This window comes from Limimaricola cinnabarinus LL-001 (assembly GCF_000466965.1).
Lineage (GTDB): Bacteria > Pseudomonadota > Alphaproteobacteria > Rhodobacterales > Rhodobacteraceae > Limimaricola > Limimaricola cinnabarinus.
Genome location: NZ_BATB01000026.1, coordinates 1 through 21,296, shown reverse-complemented (window position 1 = coordinate 21,296; position 21,296 = coordinate 1). Strand labels below are relative to the sequence as shown.

Annotated in this window: 19 protein-coding genes and 4 pseudogenes; 7 read left to right on the top strand and 16 right to left on the bottom strand. The window is 66.1% G+C overall.

Annotated elements, in window-relative coordinates:
• Positions 1–106: 106 nt before the first annotated feature.
• A complete protein-coding gene (locus MBELCI_RS22280; RefSeq protein ID WP_021694122.1) occupies positions 107–235 on the bottom strand; it encodes a hypothetical protein in 129 nt (42 codons plus the stop codon).
• A complete protein-coding gene (locus MBELCI_RS10220; RefSeq protein WP_021694121.1) occupies positions 232–2,097 on the bottom strand; it encodes an extracellular solute-binding protein in 1,866 nt (621 codons plus the stop codon). Before MBELCI_RS10220 ends, MBELCI_RS22280 begins: the two co-directional genes overlap by 4 nt.
• Before the next feature lie 376 nt (positions 2,098–2,473).
• Between MBELCI_RS10220 and MBELCI_RS10215 the strand changes: the two are divergent.
• Together MBELCI_RS10215 and MBELCI_RS10210 are read left to right on the top strand one after the other, a co-directional pair.
• Positions 2,474–3,246: pseudogene (locus tag MBELCI_RS10215) on the top strand (3-hydroxybutyrate dehydrogenase).
• Positions 3,243–4,274 carry a patatin-like phospholipase family protein gene (locus MBELCI_RS10210; RefSeq protein ID WP_045319998.1) on the top strand — a complete coding sequence of 344 codons (1,032 nt, stop codon included), beginning with the start codon at positions 3,243–3,245 and terminating at the stop codon, positions 4,272–4,274. The pseudogene MBELCI_RS10215 and the gene MBELCI_RS10210 overlap by 4 nt, the downstream one beginning before the upstream one ends.
• A gap of 7 nt (positions 4,275–4,281) precedes the next feature.
• Here the strand turns inward: MBELCI_RS10210 and MBELCI_RS10205 are convergent, their stop codons facing one another.
• The 4 genes and pseudogenes from MBELCI_RS10205 to MBELCI_RS10190 form a co-directional block, all read right to left on the bottom strand.
• The gene (locus tag MBELCI_RS10205) at positions 4,282–5,007 is read right to left on the bottom strand and encodes a DUF502 domain-containing protein (RefSeq protein WP_021694118.1); all 726 of its coding nucleotides are present in this window, start codon (positions 5,005–5,007) and stop codon (positions 4,282–4,284) included.
• A 98-nt stretch (positions 5,008–5,105) separates the two neighbouring features.
• Entirely contained in the window at positions 5,106–6,020 is a 915-nt protein-coding gene (locus MBELCI_RS10200; RefSeq protein WP_021694117.1) for a pseudouridine-5'-phosphate glycosidase, read from the bottom strand.
• Positions 6,017–6,908 (bottom strand): annotated as a pseudogene (locus tag MBELCI_RS10195) (carbohydrate kinase family protein). Before MBELCI_RS10195 ends, MBELCI_RS10200 begins: the two are co-directional and overlap by 4 nt.
• 32 nt (positions 6,909–6,940) lie before the next feature.
• Complete coding sequence (locus MBELCI_RS10190; RefSeq protein ID WP_021694115.1) at positions 6,941–7,735, bottom strand: DUF4198 domain-containing protein; 795 nt, start codon at positions 7,733–7,735, stop codon at positions 6,941–6,943.
• A 28-nt stretch (positions 7,736–7,763) separates the two neighbouring features.
• Between MBELCI_RS10190 and MBELCI_RS10185 the strand changes: the two genes are divergently transcribed.
• A complete protein-coding gene (locus MBELCI_RS10185; RefSeq protein WP_081698550.1) occupies positions 7,764–8,873 on the top strand; it encodes a HupE/UreJ family protein in 1,110 nt (369 codons plus the stop codon).
• Positions 8,874–8,952: 79 nt separating this feature from the next.
• Here MBELCI_RS10185 and MBELCI_RS10180 read toward each other — a convergent pair whose 3' ends face one another.
• The 7 genes and pseudogenes from MBELCI_RS10180 to MBELCI_RS10150 form a co-directional block, all read right to left on the bottom strand.
• Entirely contained in the window at positions 8,953–10,251 is a 1,299-nt protein-coding gene (locus tag MBELCI_RS10180) for a branched-chain amino acid ABC transporter permease (RefSeq protein ID WP_021694113.1), read from the bottom strand.
• Positions 10,248–11,261, bottom strand: coding sequence for a branched-chain amino acid ABC transporter permease (locus MBELCI_RS10175; protein ID WP_021694112.1), 1,014 nt, complete (start codon positions 11,259–11,261; stop codon positions 10,248–10,250). Before MBELCI_RS10175 ends, MBELCI_RS10180 begins: the two co-directional genes overlap by 4 nt.
• Complete coding sequence (locus tag MBELCI_RS10170; RefSeq protein ID WP_021694111.1) at positions 11,258–11,638, bottom strand: hypothetical protein; 381 nt, start codon at positions 11,636–11,638, stop codon at positions 11,258–11,260. Before MBELCI_RS10170 ends, MBELCI_RS10175 begins: the two co-directional genes overlap by 4 nt.
• 1 nt (position 11,639) lies before the next feature.
• A complete protein-coding gene (locus MBELCI_RS10165; RefSeq protein WP_021694110.1) occupies positions 11,640–12,353 on the bottom strand; it encodes an ABC transporter ATP-binding protein in 714 nt (237 codons plus the stop codon).
• Positions 12,354–12,392: 39 nt separating this feature from the next.
• Positions 12,393–13,177, bottom strand: a pseudogene (locus tag MBELCI_RS10160) (ABC transporter ATP-binding protein).
• 100 nt (positions 13,178–13,277) lie between these two features.
• Complete coding sequence (locus tag MBELCI_RS10155) at positions 13,278–14,474, bottom strand: ABC transporter substrate-binding protein (RefSeq protein WP_021694108.1); 1,197 nt, start codon at positions 14,472–14,474, stop codon at positions 13,278–13,280.
• 140 nt (positions 14,475–14,614) lie between these two features.
• A complete protein-coding gene (locus MBELCI_RS10150; protein WP_021694107.1) occupies positions 14,615–15,622 on the bottom strand; it encodes a GlxA family transcriptional regulator in 1,008 nt (335 codons plus the stop codon).
• Positions 15,623–15,833: 211 nt separating this feature from the next.
• On the opposite strand from MBELCI_RS10150, the gene MBELCI_RS10145 reads away from it, so the two are divergent.
• Positions 15,834–17,204 carry a class II 3-deoxy-7-phosphoheptulonate synthase gene (locus tag MBELCI_RS10145; RefSeq protein ID WP_045319997.1) on the top strand — a complete coding sequence of 457 codons (1,371 nt, stop codon included), beginning with the start codon at positions 15,834–15,836 and terminating at the stop codon, positions 17,202–17,204.
• A 142-nt stretch (positions 17,205–17,346) separates the two neighbouring features.
• Here MBELCI_RS10145 and MBELCI_RS22950 read toward each other — a convergent pair.
• The 3 genes and pseudogenes from MBELCI_RS22950 to MBELCI_RS10130 all read right to left on the bottom strand — a co-directional run.
• Positions 17,347–17,724, bottom strand: a pseudogene (locus MBELCI_RS22950) (integrase core domain-containing protein); the annotation flags it as partial.
• Positions 17,725–17,750: 26 nt separating this feature from the next.
• Positions 17,751–17,960 (bottom strand): hypothetical protein, encoded by a 210-nt coding sequence (locus tag MBELCI_RS22945; RefSeq protein ID WP_021694104.1) that lies wholly within the window; start codon positions 17,958–17,960, stop codon positions 17,751–17,753.
• Between the two features lie 197 nt (positions 17,961–18,157).
• Positions 18,158–19,006, bottom strand: coding sequence for a LysR family transcriptional regulator (locus MBELCI_RS10130; protein WP_045319996.1), 849 nt, complete (start codon positions 19,004–19,006; stop codon positions 18,158–18,160).
• Positions 19,007–19,138: 132 nt separating this feature from the next.
• On the opposite strand from MBELCI_RS10130, the gene MBELCI_RS10125 reads away from it, so the two are divergent.
• Genes MBELCI_RS10125 through MBELCI_RS10115 form a run of 3 tightly spaced genes read left to right on the top strand, consistent with a single transcriptional unit; the run spans position 19,139 to position 21,209 of the window.
• Positions 19,139–19,495 carry a DoxX family protein gene (locus MBELCI_RS10125; protein ID WP_021694102.1) on the top strand — a complete coding sequence of 119 codons (357 nt, stop codon included), beginning with the start codon at positions 19,139–19,141 and terminating at the stop codon, positions 19,493–19,495.
• Positions 19,496–19,546: 51 nt separating this feature from the next.
• Positions 19,547–20,173, top strand: coding sequence for an NADPH-dependent FMN reductase (locus MBELCI_RS10120; protein ID WP_021694101.1), 627 nt, complete (start codon positions 19,547–19,549; stop codon positions 20,171–20,173).
• The gene (locus MBELCI_RS10115; RefSeq protein WP_045319995.1) at positions 20,112–21,209 is read left to right on the top strand and encodes an NAD(P)/FAD-dependent oxidoreductase; all 1,098 of its coding nucleotides are present in this window, start codon (positions 20,112–20,114) and stop codon (positions 21,207–21,209) included. The genes MBELCI_RS10120 and MBELCI_RS10115 overlap by 62 nt, the downstream gene beginning before the upstream one ends.
• Positions 21,210–21,296 lie beyond the last annotated feature (87 nt).

The following is a 21,296-nucleotide window of genomic DNA, read 5'->3' as shown; positions in this document are numbered from 1 at the left end:
GCCCGATGCTTCATGGCGGCAACGGAAAGGGGGCGGACCGGGTTCCGGTCCGCCCCCTGCGGAAGGTCGCCCCGACCATCGGGTCGGATCGTGAGGGACCCCCGGCTCAGATCGCCATATCGACGACCCCGAGACCGAGCTGCGCGGTGCCGACAGCGGCGTTGCCGACGACCTTGACCGGCGTACAGGCCGCAACGAGGCCCAAGAGCGCCAGCACGAGCGCGCAGCGCCTCACTGGGCGCTCTCCGCTTCGCTGGCGGTATCAGGCGCATCCGCGGCGTCCTCGGTGCCCTCTGCCGCCTCTTCGTGCCACCAGACGTCAGGCTGCCAGCCGGGCCAGTCGCCGAAGACCGGGATGGTCTCGGGGTGGTGCAGGTCGGCGTCATAGGCAATGCGGCTGATGTTCCACTGGTAGATCGGGATCACGTAGCGCCCCGTCGTCAGCACCCGGTCGAGCGCCTTGGTCGCGGCGACGAAATCGTTTTGGCTCTCGGAGGTGAGCAGCAGGTCGATCAGCCCGTCGACGGCAGGGCTCTGCACGCCCATGGCGTTGCGCCCGCCCGGCGTCCCGGCGGCCTCGGCCCCCCAATAGGCGTATTGCTCGTTGCCGGGGCTGAGCGACAGGCCGCGGCGGAAGTAGGTCATGTCGAAATCGTAGGCGTCGGTGCGCTCCTTGAACTGGGCGCTGTCGACCGTGGTGATGGTCGGCGTCACGCCGATCCGCTCGAGCGCCTGCACATACATGTCGATGATCGACGCGTTCTCGGAGCTGCCGGTCTCGAGCAGGATGTCGAAGGCGAAAGGCTCGCCGGTCGACTCGTTGGTCAGCACCCCGTTCTGGATCACCCAGCCCGCGCTCGACAGCAGCGCCAGCGCGGCCGCCGTGCCCTTGCGGTTGCGCTCCGAGCCGTCACTGACGGGGAGGGCATAGCCTTCGAGCGCGCCGGGCAGCAGGTCGTCCTCCCAGCGCATCAGGAATTCCTTGACGCGGCCCTCGGCCGGGCCTTCGTCCATGCCGAGCGGCGAGTTCGAGAAATACGAGGTGATGCGCGGCTGTGCGCCGCCGGTCATCGCGTCGTTGATGAACTCGAAGTTGAACGCCTCGATCATGGCCTGTCTTACGCGCCAATCCTCGAACACCGGCTTGCGGCTGTTCATCACAAAGCCGGTCATGCCCGAGGGACGGCCGTGCGGCAGCTCCTCAAGCACCACCTCGCCCGAGCGCACGCGCGGGAAGTCATATTGGCTTTCCCACCGCGCGACGTTGAATTCGCGGGTGAAATCGGTTTCACCGGTCTTGAAGGCCTCGAAGGCCGCCGTCTCGTCGCCGAAGAATTCGAGCCGGATCTCGTCGAGCACGTTGGTGCCGCGCCGGAACGGGATATCGGCGCCCCAGTAGTCGGGGTCGCGCTTGAGCGCGATGAAGCGGCCCGCCTCGAAATCGTCGATCACGTAGGGTGCCGAGGTGATCGGGATGGTGTCGAGCCCGCTCTCGGCAAAGTCCTTGCCCTCCCACTGCGCCTTTTTCAGGATCGGTCGCATGCCCGCGAGCAGTGCCAATTCGCGGTCGGGGGTGTTGAAGGTGAGCCGGACCTTGCGCTCGCCGGTCTCCTCGATGCTTTCGACCTTTTCCCAGAACCCTAGATAGCGCGGGTGACCCTCGGTGCCGAGCGTCTCGAAGGACCAGATCACGTCCTCGACGGTGACCGGGCTGCCGTCGGAGAAGGCAGCGTCAGGATGCAGGGTGAACTCGACCCAATCGCGCTCGGGGCTCGTCTCGACCGATTCGGCCAACAAGCCATAGAGAGAGAAGGGCTCATCGAGGGTGCGGCCCATCAGGCTCTCGCCGATCAGGTAGCTGAGCTGCCACGGGACAGACCCCTTCAGGATATAGGGGTTGAGGCTGTCGAAGCCGCCGACCTCCGCCGTGGCCATGCGGCCCCCGGTCGGCGCGTCGGGATTGGCATAGGGCAGGGCGGTAAACCCTTCCGGCAGTGCGGGTTCTCCATACATGGCGATTCCGTGCGATGGCTCGGCCTGCAACGCGGTCGTGCCGCAAAGCAGCATGAAGACGCCACCTTGAAGCAGTGTGGTCATGGATCGTGTCATCTTGAAAGGAGCCCCTGTCGGTTCGGTTTTCTGACCAGATTTGTAGTTGAAGAAAACCGTATAGCCCCCCCTGTTCTTTATCAAACTTTTAGCTTGGAGGACGGCAGGGAAAGGCTTATAAGAGACTCACTGCTCGATAGGTTTCTTGCCTGTATGAAACCTGCCTCATAACTCAGCGCCCGCCTCGTGCGGGCGTTTTTTTTTGAGGCCATGGAGGCGACAAGACTGATGAAGCTGTAAGCCGATAGGCCGAGCGCTATCGAACCATCTCACGCTTATCAAGGGGTTGCGGGAGATAACGCTTCGCTTTTCCACTGCCATACCCCACATTCCATGGCAGATGTCATCAAGAAGGACGGCGACGATGCAGCTCAAGGGCAAGACCGCGATCATCACGGGTTCGAACTCGGGAATCGGACTGGGAGTGGCGCGCGAGCTGGCGCGGGCGGGCGCCGATGTCGTCCTCAACTCCTTCACGGATCGCGATGAGGACCATGCGCTTGCGCAGGAAATTGCCGACGCGCATGGCGTCAAGGCGCGCTACATCGCGGCAGATCTCTCCGACAGCGACGCCGCTCGCGCTCTGGTCGAGACGGCGGGGCGCTGCGACATCCTGATCAACAATGCCGGGGTTCAGCATGTCGCGCCGATCGAGCGCTTTCCTACCGCCAAGTGGGACGCGATCATCGCCATCAACCTCAGCTCGGCCTTTCACACCACCGCCGTCGCGTTGCCGATGATGCGCGAGGCGGGCTGGGGCCGGGTGATCAACATCGCCAGCGCCCATGGCCTCACCGCCTCCCCGTTCAAATCCGCCTATGTCGCCGCCAAGCACGGCATCGTCGGCCTGACCAAGGTGACCGCGCTCGAGACCGCGCGCGAGCCGATCACCGCCAACGCGATCTGCCCGGCTACGTGCTGACGCCGCTGGTCGAGTCGCAGATCCCCGATCAGATGAAGACCCATGGCATGGATCGCGACACGGTGATCCGCGAGGTGATGCTGGAGCGCCAACCTTCCAAGGAGTTCGCCACCACCGAACAGCTCGGCGGCACAGCCATCTTCCTATGCTCCGACGCCGCGACGCAGATCACCGGCACCACGATCAGCGTCGATGGCGGCTGGACCGCGCTGTGATCCGGCTCAGCCTCGCACTTCAGGGCGGCGGCGCGCATGGCGCTTTCACCTGGGGGGCGCTGGACCGGCTTCTGGATGAGGAGGACATCGAGATCGCCGCGATCTCGGGCACCTCGGCGGGGGCGATGAACGCGGTGGCATTCAAGGCGGGCTGGGCGCAAGACGGGCGCCGCGGCGCGCGCGCCTCTCTCGCGTGGTTCTGGGCCCGTGTGGGGGCGATCACCGATGCCCGCTGGTCGGACTGGATCGCTGCGCTGGCGCCCACCGCTCCGGCTCTGGCTCGCGCGATCGAGATGTCGCCGAGCTTCAAGATCTTCGACATGACAACGCGGGCGTTTTCGCCCTATGCCTACAGCTCGCTCCTGCGCAATCCGCTGGAGCGGATCCTTAACGAGATCTCCTTCGACGCGGTGCGCGGACCCGGCGGCCCCGCGCTTTTCGTGGGCGCGACGAATGTGCGTTCGGGCAAGATCCGCGTGTTCTCGGGCGAGGCCCTCGGGCCGAAGGCGATCCTTGCCTCGGCCTGCTTGCCGACGTTGTTCCGAGCGGTTGAGATCGACGACCCGGCGACCGGCCGGCGCGAGGCCTATTGGGACGGGGGATATACGGGAAACCCGGCGCTTTTTCCGTTATATAACAAGGATTTGCCAGCCGATGTTCTGATCGTGAACATCAATCCGCTCTACCGCGAGGACGTTCCCGGCGACAGCCCGTCGATCCAGAACCGGATCAACGAGATCAGCTTCAACTCATCGCTCCTGCGAGAGCTTCGCGCGGTGGATTTCGTGCGCCGACTGCTCGACGGTCATACGCTGCCCGAAGGCGCGATGAAGCGGGTGCTGATCCACATGGTCGGCGACGACGCGCTGATGAACGATCTCAACATCGCGACCAAGGCGATTCCCGCGCCAGTGATCCTCGCGCGGCTGCGCGCCGCCGGTGAAGCTGCGATGGACCGCTTTCTCATCGATCACAAGCAGGATCTGGGCCAGCGCGACACCGTCGATCTGCGCGCGATGTTCTCCTGATCGCGCCTCAGCGCCCGGCCGTGCCGGTGCGCAGCGCCGAGGCGTCCACGCTTCCGGGCCGCAGATGGTCGGGGGGCGTCACGAGGCCCGCCGAGATCACCAGCTTGGCCGCATCCTCGACCGACATGTCGAGCACGGTGACTTCCGAGCGCGGCAGGAACAGCAGAAAGCCCGAGGTCGGGTTGGGCGTGGTCGGCAGAAACACCGTGACGATATCCTCGCCGCCCGGCAGGCGGCGCGCCACCTCGCCCTTGGCCGAGGTGGAGATGAAGGCCAGCGCCCACAACCCCTTGCGTGGATATTCGATCAGGCAGGCTTGATCGAAGCTGGTCTCGCTCTGCGCGAAGACCGTCTCCGCGATCTGCTTGAGCCCCGAATAGACCGAGCGCACCACCGGCATCCGGGCCACGAGGCTTTCGCCCATCCGCAACAGGCTGCGCCCGACAAATCCCTTGGCCAAAGCGCCCACCAGAAAGGTGAACAGGATGAAGAAGATGACGCCGACACCGCGCAGGTTGATTCCGATATACTGCTCGGGATTGAACCGGTTCGGCACGAATGGCAGGACCCAGCCATCGATCCAGCCTACCAAAGTCCAGATCAGCCAGACGGTCAGGCCGATCGGCGCGATCACCACGACGCCCGCGATGAAGTTGTTGCGCAGAATGCCGATGAGGCGGCGGCGACGCGGCGGCTCGTCTGGGTACGGCGGCAGGATCGGCGGGCGGGTCACGGGCGGGCTCGTCCTTTGCGCGTCGAGGCTACAGCCTATCTAGGCGCGCGCACGTGCCCCGGCAATGGGGCACGCACATGCCGGGGCCGGGACTAGGCCTAGCTGCGCGTCTTGCCCAGCTCGACGGCGATGGCCGCGCCGAGCCGCGCGTTGTTGAGCACCAGCGCAATGTTGCTCTCGAGCGAGCGGCCCCCGGTCAGCTCTAAGATCCGGCCCAGCAGGAAGGGCGTCACGGCCTTGGCGGCGATGCCCTGCGCCTCGGCCTCGGCCAGCGCCTGTTCGATCACCGGGCGCAGCTCCTCGGCCGGGATCTCGGCCTCGGCGGGGATCGGGTTGGCGACGAGCTGGCCACTATCGAGCCCCATCGCCGCGCGCATCCGGGCGGCGGCGGCGATCGCGGCGGCGCTGTCCATGCGCAGCGGCGCGGGCATGTCGGAGGTGGCCGACCAGAAAGCGGGCAGCATGTCTTGCCCATAGGCGATGACCGGCACGCCCAGCGTCTCCAGCACCTCGAAGGTTTTGGGCAGGTCGAGGATCGCCTTGGCGCCCGCCGCGACGACGGTCACCGGCGTCTTGGCCAGCTCGTGCAGATCGGCCGAAATGTCGAAGCTGTCCTCTGCGCCGCGATGCACGCCGCCGATCCCGCCCGTCGCGAAGACCTCGATCCCCGCAAGCCTCGCCGCAATCATCGTCGCGGCCACCGTGGTCGCGCCGTCGCCGCCACGCGCAAGGCAGGCGGCGAAATCGGCGCGCGACAGCTTGGCCACGTCGCGTGCCTGCCCCAACCGGTCGAGTTGGTTGTCGGTCAGGCCGACATGCAGCCGCCCCTCTAGCACCGCGATGGTGGCGGGCACGGCGCCATGGGCGCGGATCTCGGCCTCGACGCGGCGCGCCGTTTCGACGTTCTGCGGAAACGGCATGCCGTGGGTGATGATCGTGCTTTCGAGCGCGACGAGCGGGCGGCCTTCGGCGCGCGCCTCGGCGACCTCGGGCGAATATTGGATATCGATCACAGCGGGTTGTCTCCGGATACGTAGGTGGCGGCGGCGGTGAGCGCGCGCGCGAGCGCGGCCTCGGGTGCCATGCCCTCGGCCTCGGACGCGATATGCGCCGCCATGAAGGTGTCGCCCGCGCCGGTGACCCGGGTGACGAGCACCTCCGGCGGGGTCTGGGTGAACACGTCGTGCGCCGTGGCCACGGTCGCGGCACGGCCGCCATCGGTGACCAGCGCCCGGTGCGCGCCGCGCGCCACCAGCGCGCGGGCCGCGGCGTCGGAGCTTTCGAAGGCGGCATGGCACAGCAGCCCGGCCTCCTCGAGATTGACATAGAGCGTCGCCGTCGGGTGGCCCATCAACGCCAGGAGCCGCTCGGCCTTGCCGGGGCTGGCGGGGGCCACGCGCAGATCGGCGCGCGCGAACAGCGGCGATCGGGCGATCTGCGCCAGAAGCTCGGTCGTGAGGTTGCCGTCAAGCGCCACGAGTCCCGCCCAAGGAGCGTCGGCCGAGCCCAGCCGCCCGTCATCCAAGGGGCGCAGGATCTTGTCACCCGCCTGTTCGAGCGAATGCGCGTCGCGATCGCGCGATGAGGCCGTTGGCGCCCTCGATCGCCATGTAGATGTCGGTGGGCAGGTCGTCCGAGCGATAGAGATGCTCGACCTCCATGCCCATGCGCGCCGCCTCGGCGGCCAACTCGTCGCCCTCGACGTCGCGGCCCAGCGCGCTCAGCAGCGCCGGACGCAGGCCGAAACGCACCAGCGTCATCGCGATGTTCATCGCGACTCCGCCAGGCAGGCGGTGGATGCGGCCGGGCACGTCCGAGCCCACGCGCATGTGGCTCGCCGTGCGGCCGATCACGTCCCACAGCACGGAGCCGATGCACAGGATGTCAGGTGGCTTGTTCATGGGCTCCGGTCTGCCGCAGCCCCGCGCCCCGGTCAATCGGGGACGGCAAAGGTCAGCGCCGCCCAGAGGCTTTCCCACACGGCACCCGTGGCCGCCGCTATGGATCTGTCCGGCGCCCGCAGCACCACGGCGCTGACGAGGTAATCATGCCCCGGCTCGACCGGCAGCACCGCCACGCCTTCGGCATCGGTGCGGTGCAGCGTCAACTCCACCTCGCCCTCGGGATCGCGCGAGAACAGCTCGATCTGCGTGTCGGCGCGCGGGGTGTCGGCTTGGTACGACTGCACTCGCAGCCCGTCGGAAAGATCGTCGGTATACGGGTTGTCGAGCGCCACCAGCTCGACCGCGAGGCCGAGGTGACTGTCGCTGCCTTCGGAGTCGCCGACGCCGATCAGCGCCTTGGAATAGCGCGTGAAGACCTCGGTGGGGACGTCTTTTGACTGATCTCCACGGGCCTGCACCACCGCGCCAAGATCCTTTTCGGCGATGAATTTCTCGAATGTCTCACGGTCGTCATAGGTCAGCAGGTTCAGGGTCGAGACATAGGCCGCGACCACGAGACCCTCGGCGGGGGCCTTCTTGTCGAGGGCCGGGCGGGATCCGAGCCGCCCGGTCACAGGAACCGCCCGGCCATTCGAAATCAGGTCGAAGCGGGTAAAACGATCGGGCAGAAAGGCGAACTCGATGCCGACGAAGTCCGATCCGTTGACAAGCCGGGCCTGCACCTTATCGTTCGCGCCGATCTGCCAATCGAGCGGTTCGATCCAATATTCATGCGCCGCGACGGGCGTGGACAACAAGGCGAGGCAGATGGAAATAACACGCATGCACGGGCTCCTTGGGTTGGGGGCGAGAGTGGCTCTCGCCCTGCTGCTGTCAAGCATTCTTGCATCATGGGCAATGCTGGCGCGGGCGCATGAAGTGCTGCCCGCGATCGCCGACATGGAGCGGCAGGGCGACCGTCTGACCTTCGCGGTCGAGGCACCCCTCGAAGGCTATGTCGCCGGGATCGACCTTGGTGCCGTGACCGATACCAATGCAGCACCCGAAGCCGAAACCTACGACACGTTGCGCGCACTCGACGCCGAGGCCATGGAGGCGCGGTTCCGGGCCTTCTGGCCCGAGATGGCGTCGCGGATCGAGATCCTCGTCGACGGGGCGGCCGTGACGCCCGAACTCGATGGGGTGGAGATCCCCGAGCCGGGTGACCTGTCGCTGCCTCGTCCGGCCCGGCTGTCCTTCTCGGCGCCGTTGCCCGAGGGGGCCGAAACCGTGCAGGTCGGCTGGGATGCCGCCTTCGGCACGCTGGTGCTGCGCCAGCAGGGGGTGGAAAAGCCCTATGATGGCTATCTCGAGGCGGGCACGCTCTCGGATCCGATCCGCCTTGGCGGTGGCGACCAGGCCGGGTCTTGGGCCAGCCTCGTCAACTACATCCCCGTGGGCTTCGACCACATCCTGCCCAAAGGGCTGGACCATATCCTGTTCGTGCTGGGCCTGTTCTTCCTCGCCGCCCGGCTGCGGCCGCTGCTGTGGCAGGTCTCGGCCTTCACGCTGGCGCATACGGTGACGCTGGCGCTGGCGGCCTTGGGTTACGTGTCGGTGCCCGCCGCCATCGTGGAGCCGCTGATCGCAGCCTCGATCGCCTTCGTCGCGATCGAGAACATCGTGTTCCCGCATCTGGGCCTCTGGCGGCCGGTGATCGTGTTTGGCTTCGGCCTGCTGCACGGGCTCGGCTTTGCCAGCGTCTTGGGCGAATTCGGCCTGCCGGAAGGGGCTTTCGTGCCCGCGCTCATCGGCTTCAACATCGGGGTGGAGCTGGGCCAGCTCACGGTGATCGCGCTGGCCTTTCTCGCGGTGGGCTGGGCTTGGCGCAAGCCGTGGTATCGCCGCGTCATCGCGGTCCCGGCCTCGGCCGCGATCGCGCTGGTGGGCATCTGGTGGGTGATCGAGCGCACGCTGCTCTGAGCCTCATCGCCCGGCGCATGAAAAAGGGCGGCGACCATATCCGGTCGCCGCCCTTTACCTTTGTCCCCGGACGCGTCGCTCAGCGTTCGGGCATGAGGCCCTTGGGGCTGAAGCGCAGCACCGCGAGCAGGATCACCCCCATGGTCATCAGCCGCATCTGCGCCGCCGAGTCCGTGAGATGCCCGCGCAGCCAGCTGTCGGCGGCCATGCCCGAGGTGATCAGGTCCATGGTCCACAGGCCCAGCGGCTCGACCATCACCCACAGCCACCAGATCAGGAAACCGCCCAGCACCGCCCCGTAATTGTTGCCCGATCCACCGACGATCACCATCACCCAGACGAGGAAGGTGAAGCGCAGCGGCTGATAGGAGCCGGGGGTGAGCTGACCGTCGAGCGTGGTCATCATCGCGCCCGCGATGCCGCAGACGGCCGAGCCGAGGATGAACACCTGCAGGTGCCGCGCGGTGACGTTCTTGCCCATTGCGCTGGCTGCGACCTCGTTGTCGCGGATCGCGCGCATCATCCGGCCCCATGGCGAAGCGAGCGCCCGCTGCGCCAGCCACAGGATGATCACCAGCACGACGGTGAAGAGCCCCGCATAAAGGATCTTGACCCAGAGCGTCGAGGCGGTGACCGGATCGAGCCCGTAATTCGCCGCACGCTCGACGAAGCCCGCATCGCGCTGCAGGTCGACCTCGTAGGGCACGGGACGGGGCAGGCCGACCACGTTCTTCACGCCGCGCGACAGCCAGTCCTCGTTCTTGAGAACCGCGATCACGATCTCGGCGATGCCCAGCGTCGCGATGGCGAGGTAGTCCGAGCGCAGGCCCAGCGCCGCCTTGCCGATGATCCACGCGGCCCCGGCGGCCAGCAGGCCGCCCACGGGCCACGCCACGATGATCGGTAGGCCCAAGCCCCCGAGATAGCCCGAAAGCGAAGGATTGATCGCCTCGATCGCCTCGACCGCCGGGTCGAGCGCCGCGCGAAACAGGAAGAAGCCGCCGATCAGCAGCGCCAGCATCACCAGAGTGCGCATCCGCCCGCCGATCTTGCGCTTCCAGATCTGCACCGCCGCGACCAGCACGGCGGCACCCAGCGCCAGCGCGCCCAAGAGCCGCAGGCCGCCCGCGTTCCAGCCCTCGGCCACGGGCGGCTGCGACACCAGCACGGCGGCAAGACCGCCCAGCGCCACGAAGCCCATGACGCCGACGTTGAAGAGCCCGGCGAACCCCCATTGCAGGTTCACGCCCAAGCTCATGATCGCCGAGATCAGCCCCATGTTGAGGATCGTCAGCGCTAGGTTCCAGCCCTGGAACATGCCGGTGAGGACGACCAGCAGCGCCATTCCGGCATAGAGTAGATAGCCACGCGCGGTCATACGGACTGTCCCTTGAAGAGGCCGGTGGGCTTGAACAGCAGCACGATGATCAGGATCGCGAAGCTCACGGCGAATTTGTAGTCGGTGGAGAGAAGCTGCACGAGGCTCGACGGCTCGAGATTCTCGGGCAGCAGGTATTCAAGCACCTTCTTCCAAGCATAGGTGACCAGCACCTCGGAAAAGGCGATCACGAAGCCGCCCGCGATGGCGCCTAGCGGGTTGCCGAGGCCGCCGACGATGGCGGCGGCGAAGATCGGCAGCAGCAGCTGGAAGTAGGTGAAGGCCTTGAACGACTTGTCGAGGCCGTAGAGCACGCCGGCGGTGGTCGCGAGTGCGGCGACGATGAGCCATGTGACGGCAACCACGCGCTCGGGGTTGATGCCCGACAGCAGCGCCAGATCCTCGTTGTCGGAAAAGGCGCGCATCGACTTGCCGGTGCGCGTCCTGTTAAGAAACCAGAACAGCAGCGCCACCGCGATCGCCGCCGTGACCAGCGTGATCAGTGTGGTGGAGCGGATGGCGAGACCCTCGTCGAGGCCGGTCATCTCCTTGAACTCGCGCGCGTTGATGACGAAACGCGCGCCATCGGCGAAGTTGATGTCGCCGACGCCGATGATGAAGCGCACGAGGCCGTTCATCACGAACATCACGCCGATCGACACGATGACGAGGACGACGGGCGCGGCCTTCTGCTTGCGGTAGAAGCGGTAGATCACCCGGTCTGTGCCCAGAAGCAGCAGACCGGTGATGGCGATGCCGATGGGCAAGGCGATGAGGGCCGTCGGCAGGAAGCCGAAGCTGATGCCGATGGATTGCAGCCCCCATGTGACGAGGATCGTCGCCATCGTGCCGAAGGCCATGGTGTCGCCATGGGCGAAGTTGGAAAACCGCAGGATGCCGTAGATCAGCGTCACGCCCAAAGCGCCGAGCGCCAGCTGCGCGCCATAGGCGGCCCCCGGCACCAGAACGAAGTTCGACAGCGCGACGATCGCGTTCAGAAGATCGGTCATTGCAGCACCTCGCAGCGCAGGAAGGCGATCTCGGTGTTGCCCGCGTCGTTCTCGCGCAGCCGGTGCCATGTCGCATGTGTGTCGTCGTTGAGAAGCAGGGTCTGCCGGTCGGCCTCGCCCTCGCTCCATGAGAATTGGCGCAGCCCCGCCGGGGCCTCGGCCTTGGCCGTCACCTCGTCATAGCTCACCTCGTAGAGGTCGATCTCGTCGGTGCCGCGCGCCAGCGGCGCAAAGGTGAAGCGGTGCGGATCGGTCGCGACGTCGCAGGACCCGGCGGCGTCGCAGCGCGTCAGGGTCCGGCAGTCGAACACGATCCGCGCGCCTTCGGCGAAGGCCGGAGCGGGCAGGGCGGCGATCATAAGGATCAGAGATTTCATCTCAGCCTCCCAGGAAGGTGCGGCGCACCTCCGGATCGGCCAGAAGCTCGGCCCCGGTGCCGGTATAGGCGTTGGCGCCCTGCACGAGGACATAGCCGGTATCGGCGATCTCGAGCGCCTGACGCGCGTTCTGTTCGACCATCAGGATGGTAATGCCGGCGCGGGCGACCTCGATGATCCGATCGAACAGTTCGTCCATGACGATGGGCGACACGCCCGCCGTCGGCTCGTCGAGCATGAGCACCGAAGGCTGCGTCATCAGCGCGCGGCCCACGGCGACCTGCTGGCGCTGGCCACCCGACAGCTCTCCCGCGGCCTGCCGACGCTTGTCGCGCAGGATCGGGAACAGGTCGTAGATCTGCTCCATCGTCGGGCGGATGTCGTCGCGGCGCAAGAACGCCCCCATTTCGAGGTTTTCCTCGACAGTCATCGACGGGAAGATGTTCGAGGTCTGCGGCACGAAGGCCATGCCCTTGGCGACGCGGTCCTGCGGTGAGAGGGCGGTGATGTCCTCGCCACCGATGCGAACGGAGCCCGACCGCAGGTTCAGCATGCCGAACACCGCCTTCATCGCGGTCGATTTGCCGGCGCCGTTGGGGCCGACGATCACCGCGATCCGGCCCTTGTCGACCGACAGCGTGCAGCCATGCAGGATGTCCGCGCCGCGCCCATAGCCGCCGGTCATCGCCTCGCCGATCAGATGCGGCTCAGACATGGCGGTTCATCTTTCCTGAATTGCGCAAATTTCGTCCTCTCATGCCGTCTCCCCGACGGTCTTGTTCTTGAGACCGGTGCCGAGATAGGCCTCGATCACCGCCTCGTTCTTCATGATGCTGTCGGCGGAGCCTGGGCCAGAACCTTGCCCTCGGCCATGACGATCACCGGGTCGCAGAGCCGACCGATGAAATCCATGTCGTGCTCGATCACGCAGAAGGTGTAGCCGCGCTCCTTGTTGAGCCGCACGATGGCGTCGCCGATGGTGTTGAGAAGCGTGCGGTTCACGCCGGCGCCGACCTCATCGAGGAACACGATCTTGGCGTCCACCATCATCGTGCGGCCCAACTCCAGAAGCTTTTTCTGGCCGCCCGAAAGATTGCCCGCGCGCTCATCGGCGAGATGGGAAATCGTCAGGAAATCAAGAACCTCGTCGGCCTTCTTCGCAAGCTCCCGTTCCTGCGCCGCGATCTTGCCCCGTCCGAACCAAGCGTTCCAAAGCGTCTCGCCATGCTGGCCCTCGGGCACCATCATCAGGTTCTCGCGCACCGTCATCGAGGAGAACTCATGCGCGATCTGGAAGGTGCGCAGCAGACCCTTGCTGAAAAGCTCGTGCGGCGGCAGGCCGGTGATGTCTTCGCCATCCATGGTGACGCGCCCCGACGTCGGTGGAAGTCTGCCGGCTATAACATTGAAAAGCGTTGTCTTTCCTGCGCCATTCGGGCCGATGAGCCCGGTAATCGAGCCGGTCTCGATCCGCAGGCTGGCGCCGTCCACGGCGTGAAAACCGCCGAAGTGGCGGTGAAGGTTCTCGACAGTGATCATCTGGTCCCCGATCGACCCGGTTTCCCCGAAGTTTCGGGGGTCTGGGCCATGTTCTTGTTGAGGAATGCGCCGCGCCCCGAGGGGCACGGCGCGGCTTGGATCAGCGGAAGCCGACGGTTTCGATGGCACCGTCCTTGATCTCGATCTCCTTGAAGGTGCCAGCGCTCTCGCCCGGCTCGACCAGTTCCACGGCGGTGGCGCCGACATAGTCGATCTCCTCGCCGGCCTCGATCAGCTCAAGCGCCTTGGCCAGGTCGCCGGGCAGGATCTGCTCGCCCGGGGCGTTGGCGATGTCCATGATCTCGCCCGCGTAATCGGCGGCCGAGGTCGAGCCCGCCTTCGCCATGGCGAGGATCAGCAGCGCGGCGGCGTCGTAGCTCTCTCCGGTATAGACGCCGGTCGGGTCGATGCCCGCCTCGGTCGCCATTTCCTGAAAGATGGCCGAGCCTTCGCTGTCCGAGCCCGGAAGCTGGCCGAAGGAGCCGTCGAGCGCCGAGCCGAGATCGTCGACGATCTGCTGGCCGATCATGCCGTCGGGCAGTACGAAGGTGTCGAACGCGCCCGAGTCGACCGAGGCCTGAATGATGCCCTTGCCGCCCTGATCGGTGTAGCCCGCCACCACGAGCGCCGCGCCACCGGCGGAGGCCAGCGCGCCGACCTCGGCGGAGTAGTCGGCCTTGCCGTCCTCATGCGCCGCCGAGATGGTCACCGAGCCGCCATCGGCCTCGAAGGCCTTCTGGAAGCTGTCGGCGAGACCCTTGCCGTAATCGTTGTTGGTGTAGGTGAGCGCGACCTCATCGATGCCACGGTCCATGATGACTTTGGACATGATCTCGCCCTGACGGGCGTCGGAGGGCGCGGTGCGGAAGAACAGCCCGTCATCCTCGGCTTCCGACAGGGCGGGCGAGGTGGCAGAGGGCGAGATCATCACCACGCCGTTGGCGCGCGCGACGTTCTGCAAGATCGCGCCGGTGACACCCGAACAGTCGGCGCCCATGATGCCGGCGACGCCGTCATTGGTGATCAGGCGCTCGGCCGCGGCGGTCGCGGCGGCGCTGTCGATACAGGTGGAATCCGCGCGCACGGCCTCGATCGTAGCACCGTCCATGAAGGCGCCGGATTCGTTGACTTCGTTGATCGCCAGCTCCGCGCCGCCAGCCATGTCGGGCGTGATCGACTCGAGCGGGCCGGTGAAGCCGAGAATGATGCCGATCTTGACCGGACCCATGTGGCTTTCGGCCATGGCGGAGCCCGCGACGAGCGCGGTCGCGGCGGAAGCCAGCAGCAGTTTCTTCATGTTCGTCTCCCTGACGATTGATTTTTATACAGGCACGCTAGACGTCGCTCATGCGAAAAGAAAGTGGTTGCGCAAGCCTGCCGTAAGGAGAACGACGCACCGTTCCGGTCCGAGTCGCCGACGCTTTCGACCGGCCAAAGCTACTGCGGGGCAAGGCGCGCGCCGTGGCTGCCGCGTTCGCGGTAGGGCGTGGTCTGGTAATGCGCGCGGTAGCATTTGGAGAAGTGCGAGGGTGAGGCGAAACCGCAGGCCAGCGCCACGTTGATCACGCTCATGTCGGTCTGCATCAGAAGGTTGCGCGCACGGCTCAGGCGCAACTCCATGTAGTATCGCTTGGGGCTGCGGTTGAGATAGCGGCGGAACAGCCGTTCGAGCTGACGCGTCGACATGCCGGTGCGCTCGGCCAGAATGGCCGGGCTGATCGGCTCCTCGATCGCCTTTTCCATGGCCTTGATGACCTGCGCGAGCTTGGGGTGGCGCACGCCCATCCGGGTCGGCGTCGACAGGCGCTGCGTATCCTGATCGGTGCGGATCGACGAATAGATGAGCTGATCGGCCACCGCGTTGGCGAGATCCTCGCCATGATCGTCGGCAATGAGCTTGAGCATCAGGTCGATCGAGGCGGTACCGCCCGCCGTGGTGATCCGGTTGCCATCGACCACGAAGACCGACCGGGTGAGCGTCACCTCCTCGAACTCCTCGGCGAAACTGTCCTGGTTCTCCCAATGGATCGTCGCCTTCTTGCCGTCGAGCAGACCCGCCTTGGCCAGCGTATAACCGGCGGTGCACAGCCCGGCCATCACCGCGCCGCGCCGCGCCTCGCGCCTGATCCAGTTCAGCATCCGCTTGGTGCTCGCCGACTGCACGTCGAGACCGCCGCAAAGCATCACCGTGTCGTCGCGTGTCAGCTCGTCGAGATCCATGTCGAGCTTGAACACCGTGCCGTTCGAGCAGATCGCTGTCTCGCCGCCATCGCCCGCTAGCGTCCAGCTATAGATCTCGCGGCCCGCCATGCGGTTGGCGATCCGAAGCGCCTCGACCGCGCAGGCGAAACACAGCATGGTGAAATTCGGCAGCAGCACGAAGACGAAGCGCCGCGGGCGGCCCGGATCGCCTGAGCCAAGGGAGATCGTGGTGTCGTCTGTCATGTCGCGCCCGGCCTGACCCGTGGCGGCGTGCCACGGTTGCCCAGGACCGAAACAGGTTTGCTCGCCCGCATCAAGTGCGCCCGACAGCGGCGACGCGGCGGGCAAACCGACCCATGATATGGCCGCGACGCGGCATTTCGCGTTGGCCCGCCCGCCCATGCGCGCTATAGAGACCGCCGATATTCCCGAAGCCTCCATTGGAGCGATGACCATGACCGAGTGGAAAAAGGCCGACTGGCGCGCCAAGCCGCGGGTGCAGATGCCCGATTATACCGACGCGGAGCGTCTCTCCGCCGTCGAGGCGCGTCTTGCCTCCTATCCGCCGCTGGTCTTCGCGGGCGAGGCGCGCCGCCTGCGCGCCAAGCTCGCCGCCGCCGGGCGCGGCGAGGCGTTTCTGCTGCAGGGCGGCGACTGCGCCGAGAGCTTCGCCGCCTTCAACGCCGACCATATCCGTGACACCTTCAAGGTGATGCTGCAGATGGCGGTGGTGCTGACCTTCGGCGCCAAGGTGCCGGTGGTGAAGGTGGGTCGCATGGCCGGCCAGTTCGCCAAGCCGCGCTCCGCGCCGACCGAAACCGCGAATGGCGTCGAGTTGCCGAGCTACCGCGGCGACATCATCAACGGCTTCGATTTCACCCCCGAAGCCCGGATTCCCGACCCCGAACGAATGTTGCAGGCCTACACGCAGGCCGCGGGCACGCTGAACCTGCTGCGCGCCTTCTCCACCGGCGGCTATGCCGACGTGCACAAGGTCCACGCCTGGACGCTGGGTTTCATCGGCGCGCCCGAGGCCGAGAAGTACCGCGACATGGCCAACCGCATCACCGATGCGCTCGACTTCATGGAGGCCGCCGGCATCCGTGACGAGGCCGCGCATGCGCTGCAGACGGTGGAGTTCTTCACCTCGCACGAGGCGCTGCTCTTGGAGTACGAAGAGGCGCTGACCCGCGTGGATTCCACCTCGGGCAAGTGGCTCGCGGGGTCGGGTCACATGATCTGGATCGGCGACCGCACCCGTCAGCCCGACGGCGCGCATGTCGAGTTCGCCAGCGGCGTGCAGAACCCGATCGGCCTGAAATGCGGGCCCTCGATGACCACCGGGCATCTGAAGGCGCTGATGGCCAAGCTCAACCCGCTCAACGAAGAGGGTCGCCTGACCCTGATCGCGCGCTTTGGCGCGGGCTCCGTGGGCGAGCATCTGCCGCGCCTGATCAAGGCGGTGCAGGAAGAGGGTGCCAAGGTGACGTGGTCGTGCGATCCGATGCATGGCAACACCATCAAATCCTCCTCGGGCTACAAGACGCGCCCCTTCGAGAGCGTGCTGCGCGAGGTGCGCGAGTTCTTCGGTGTGCACAACGCCGAGGGCACGATCCCCGGTGGCGTGCATTTCGAGATGACCGGCGCCGACGTGACCGAATGCACCGGCGGCGTCCGCGCCGTGACCGACGAGGATCTGTCGGACCGCTATCACACCGCCTGCGATCCGCGCCTCAACGCTTCGCAATCGCTGGAGCTGGCTTTTCTCGTGGCCGAGGAACTGTCGTCGCGCCGGGCCGGAATGCAGGCCGCCAAGGCGGTCTGATCGCTCCGCATCGGATGGTAGGGTCGAAGGGGCGGCTTTCGGGCCGCCCCTTTCTATTGCGCCTCAGACGGGCACGTGCCTGAGTGACCTGAGACCCGTCTTTCCTCCGGTTTGACGGAGAATCCGTGGGTGGTATTTGAGGCTATGCGGCCGTCTGTTCCAGTGCTGTCTTCATGGCGAATTCGGCGGGAGGGATGTTGCCCAAGGCTGAGTGGGGGCGGTGCAGGTTGTAATCGAGCTGCCATGCCTGGATTTGACGCCGGGCATCGCCGAGCGTCGAGAACAGCACCTCGTTGAGCAACTCGTCGCGGAGCCGGCCGTTGAAGCTCTCGACGAAGCCGTTCTGCATCGGCTTGCCGGGCGCGATGTAATGCCAGCCAACCGCCGTGCGCTGGCTCCAGGCCAGGATGGCCATGGAGGTGCACTTCGTCCCGTTGTCGCTGACGATGGTCAGAGGCTGGCCCCGCCGAGCGATGAGCGTGTCGAGCTCCCGAGCCACTCGTTGCCCCGATAGCGAGGGCGAGCTTTTGTCCGCCATCCACTCCATCAATGGCGCGCCAATGGCGACCGTCGGGGCCGAACGCTGCGGTAGCGCACGCTCGATCGATCCACCGCCAGTGCCTGACGCCGGGCGCTACCATTTTTTGCCGCGACAGCCCGCAGGATGGCGTTGTCGAGCATCTGCTCGGCCAGCAGCTTCTTGAGCTTGGCGTTCTCGTCTTCGAGTGCCCGCAGCAGACGCGCGTCCGTTGCCAAGGCGGAACGAAGCTGCCGTTCAAATATCGGCAGCTAACTGGAATGAGCGGCCCATAGCGGAGGCTCAAGGACTCCGTCACTGATGTTTGATCTCGGGACGAACGGCAGTTGATCCTGACGGCTGCTCGCTCGCCGCAAAAGAACTGCTCAGCTAAGCGTCCCTCGGGGCGAAGCACCGCATAATCCAAAGCTGCGGTTCAAAGCTTCTCGAGGAACCGCTGCACTTTTTCTGTGCGATGAAGGTCGGCGTGAGTGACAACCCATATCGGCGCCGACCATTCTTCTGACGGGGGCAGGATCTCGATGAGGTCCGGGTCCCGGGCTGCGTCGTGCTCGCCGAGGAACCCGGTGCCCATGCCGTCCTTGACGGCCGCGCCGAGAACCTGCGGGTCCGTCACCTTGATCAGCATCGTGCCCGCACTGAGGTTTTCCCGCATCCACCCCACGAACGGCAGCCGCGAGGTTTCGTCCACCGAGCCGACGAAGCTGTGGCCGTCCAGCCTGCCGATGTCCGGTCCCCCGCGCCTGCGGACATAATCGCGGCTGGCATAGAGGCCGAAGCGGACATGGCGGAACAGTTTGACCACGTAGTCCGGGGTCTGCGGTTTGGCACCGGCGCGAAAGGCGACATGCGCCTCGCCGTGCTCGAGGCGCGCCAGGTTGGTCGTGGCCGTGAACTCCAGCTCGATCTCCGGGTGGTCGAAATGGAACTCCCGCAGCGCCGGCGTGATCAGCGGTGCGACGCCCGCGAGGGCAGTCACGACGAGCTTGCCCGACAGCCTGCCCGAACGCCCCCGGTTGCGGCCGGCGAGATCGGCGAACATCTCGTCGGCGCGATGGGCAACCTCCAGCATCTCCTGGCCGCTCTCCGTCAGCGTATAGCCACGGGCGTGGCGCTGAAACAGCCGGGTCTGGAACGCCGTCTCCAGCGTATCGACGTGCCGATTGACGGTGGCCCTATGCACGCCGAGCGCCTCCGCTGCCGCGCTGACGGTGCCATGGCGGGCGAGCATGAGCGCAGTTCGAAGTTCCGTCCAATGTTGCATGTGACCTGGTTAGCAGTCCAACGATGTCGCATCAACGCGCATATGATGCGCAACTCAGTATCTGGTGCGCATCACCGACCGGTGGCACTTACAGGGTCAACCGCCCACACATGAACACAGAGAACGAACGTCATGAAATACATCTCGCTCGGCCTGCGCGTCCTTTTGACAATAGCCTTCGTCGGAGCCGGTGCCGCCAAACTTGCCGGTGCCGAGATGATGGTCGCAACCTACGACACGATAGGGCTGGGCCAGTGGTTCCGGTATCTCACCGGGATCGTCGAAATCGCCGGTGCGGTTCTGCTCTGGCTGCCCGGCCGTCAAGTCGTGGGCGCGGGCCTGCTTGGTGCCACGATGGTTGGCGCGGCGCTGGCTCACTGGCTCGTTCTTGGTCCGTCAGCCGTCCCTTCCATCGTCCTCGGCCTGCTCAGCGCAGGTGTCCTCTACCTCCATCGCGCACAGATTCCCGCCTACCTCGGCCGCGCCTGATTGGCGTTCAGTCATCCTGCCCCTGCTTCAAGATCAGAACGGAGTTGGCCCATGAAAATCCTCGCTTTCGCGGCTACAAACAGCAGCAATTCCATCAACCGCGCCCTGATCGAATTCGCGGCCGCGCGCTTCCAGTCCAAGATGTCGCAGGAAGCGGAGGTCGCCTTTGTCAACCTGACCGACTTCGAAATGCCGATCTACTCCATCGATCGCGAGCGTGCGTCCGGTATCCCGCAGGCTGCCCGGAGCTTCTTTGACACGATCGGCGCGGCGGATGCGGTGCTGGTCTCCTTCGCGGAGCATAACGGCACGGTCACGTCCGCCTGGAAGAACCTCTTTGATTGGATGAGCCGGATCGACATGAAGGTCTGGCAGAACAAGCCGGTCGTCTTCCTCGCCGCCACCCCGGGGCCGCGCGCCGGCGCGGGCGTGCTGGGCCATCAAGCACAACTGGCGCCATTCTTCGGGGCCGACCTGCGTGGCGTGCAAGGGATCGGCACATGGGGCGAAGCTGGAATGCCGACACCGCATCGCTCACCCGCGCCGAGGACATCGCGGCGCTGGACGCCGCCCTCTCGGCGCTGGTCACGGAGCAGGCGCAAAAAGGAGAGGCCGCATGAGCCCGAAGTCACGCGAGCCGAAGCTTGTCATCGTTGGTGGCGGCTACCTGGGCAGTGACCTGGCAAAGTCTCTGGACGCGGTGATGGATGTCACCCTGATCGAGCGCGCCAGCCATTTCACCCACGCCCCTGCGATGATCCGCGCCATGGTCGACCCGGCGCTGCTGGACCGGGCGCTGATCCCCTACGACGGGCTGCTCAAGCGCGGGCGGGTGATCCGGGGCGAGGCCGCTTCGATTGACGGCACCGGGGTGACGCTGGCCGACGGCACGCAGATTGCGGGCGACACCATCGTGCTGGCCACCGGCTCGTCGAATTCCGCACCGTTCAAATCCGCGACGGGCGACATCGAAGGCTTGCGGGCGGACAATGCGCACTGGAACGCCGCCCTGCGCGACGCGTCCCGGGTTCTGATCATCGGCGCAGGGGCGGTCGGCACCGAGTTGGCAGGCGAGATCGCCCATGCGCACCCTGAAAAGAAGGTCACCCTGGTCGCCAGCGACCCGGCGCTCTTCCCAGGCTTTCCCGCGAAGCTCGGCGCCTCGCTGGCCGCCAAGCTCGCGGCGATGGGGGTGGAGGTCATCACCGGCGCCCGGGCCCAGACCTTGCCTGGCCGGGATCGGCCAAAGGGCGGCACCGTCGCCCTGTCGAACGGGCGTGAAATCGAGGCTGACCTGATCGTTCCGGCCGTGGGGTCGCGCGCGCAGACGTCGGTGGCCGACGCTCTGCCGGACGTGGACCGCGCCGCTGATGGTCGCATCAAGGTCGACGGCTATCTCCGCCCGTCCACTCTGCCCAACGTCTTCGCCGCCGGGGATGTCGCCGCCGCCGGCGATGCGATGACCATCGTCGGAATATCTCGCCAGAAACCGTGGTTGGAGAAAACGCTGAAGTCCCTCGCCGCCGGCAAGCGCCTCGAAGAGATCAAACCCTATGCCCCCTGGGGCGAGAAGGCCCCGATCCTCGTCCCGCTGGGGCCGAAGCGCGGCAGTTCGTTCATGATGGTCGCAACGCTCGGCGATTGGGTCACGCGAATGATGAAGGGCCGCGACCTCTTCCTGACCAAATACAACAAGCTCCTGGGTCGGGCCTGACCGCGCCGGAAGATCGCCTCCTCGCCGGAAGCGTTGCCCAAACTTAGAACTGAAGGAAACCAAGATGACTGAGGTGCTCCCCGATCC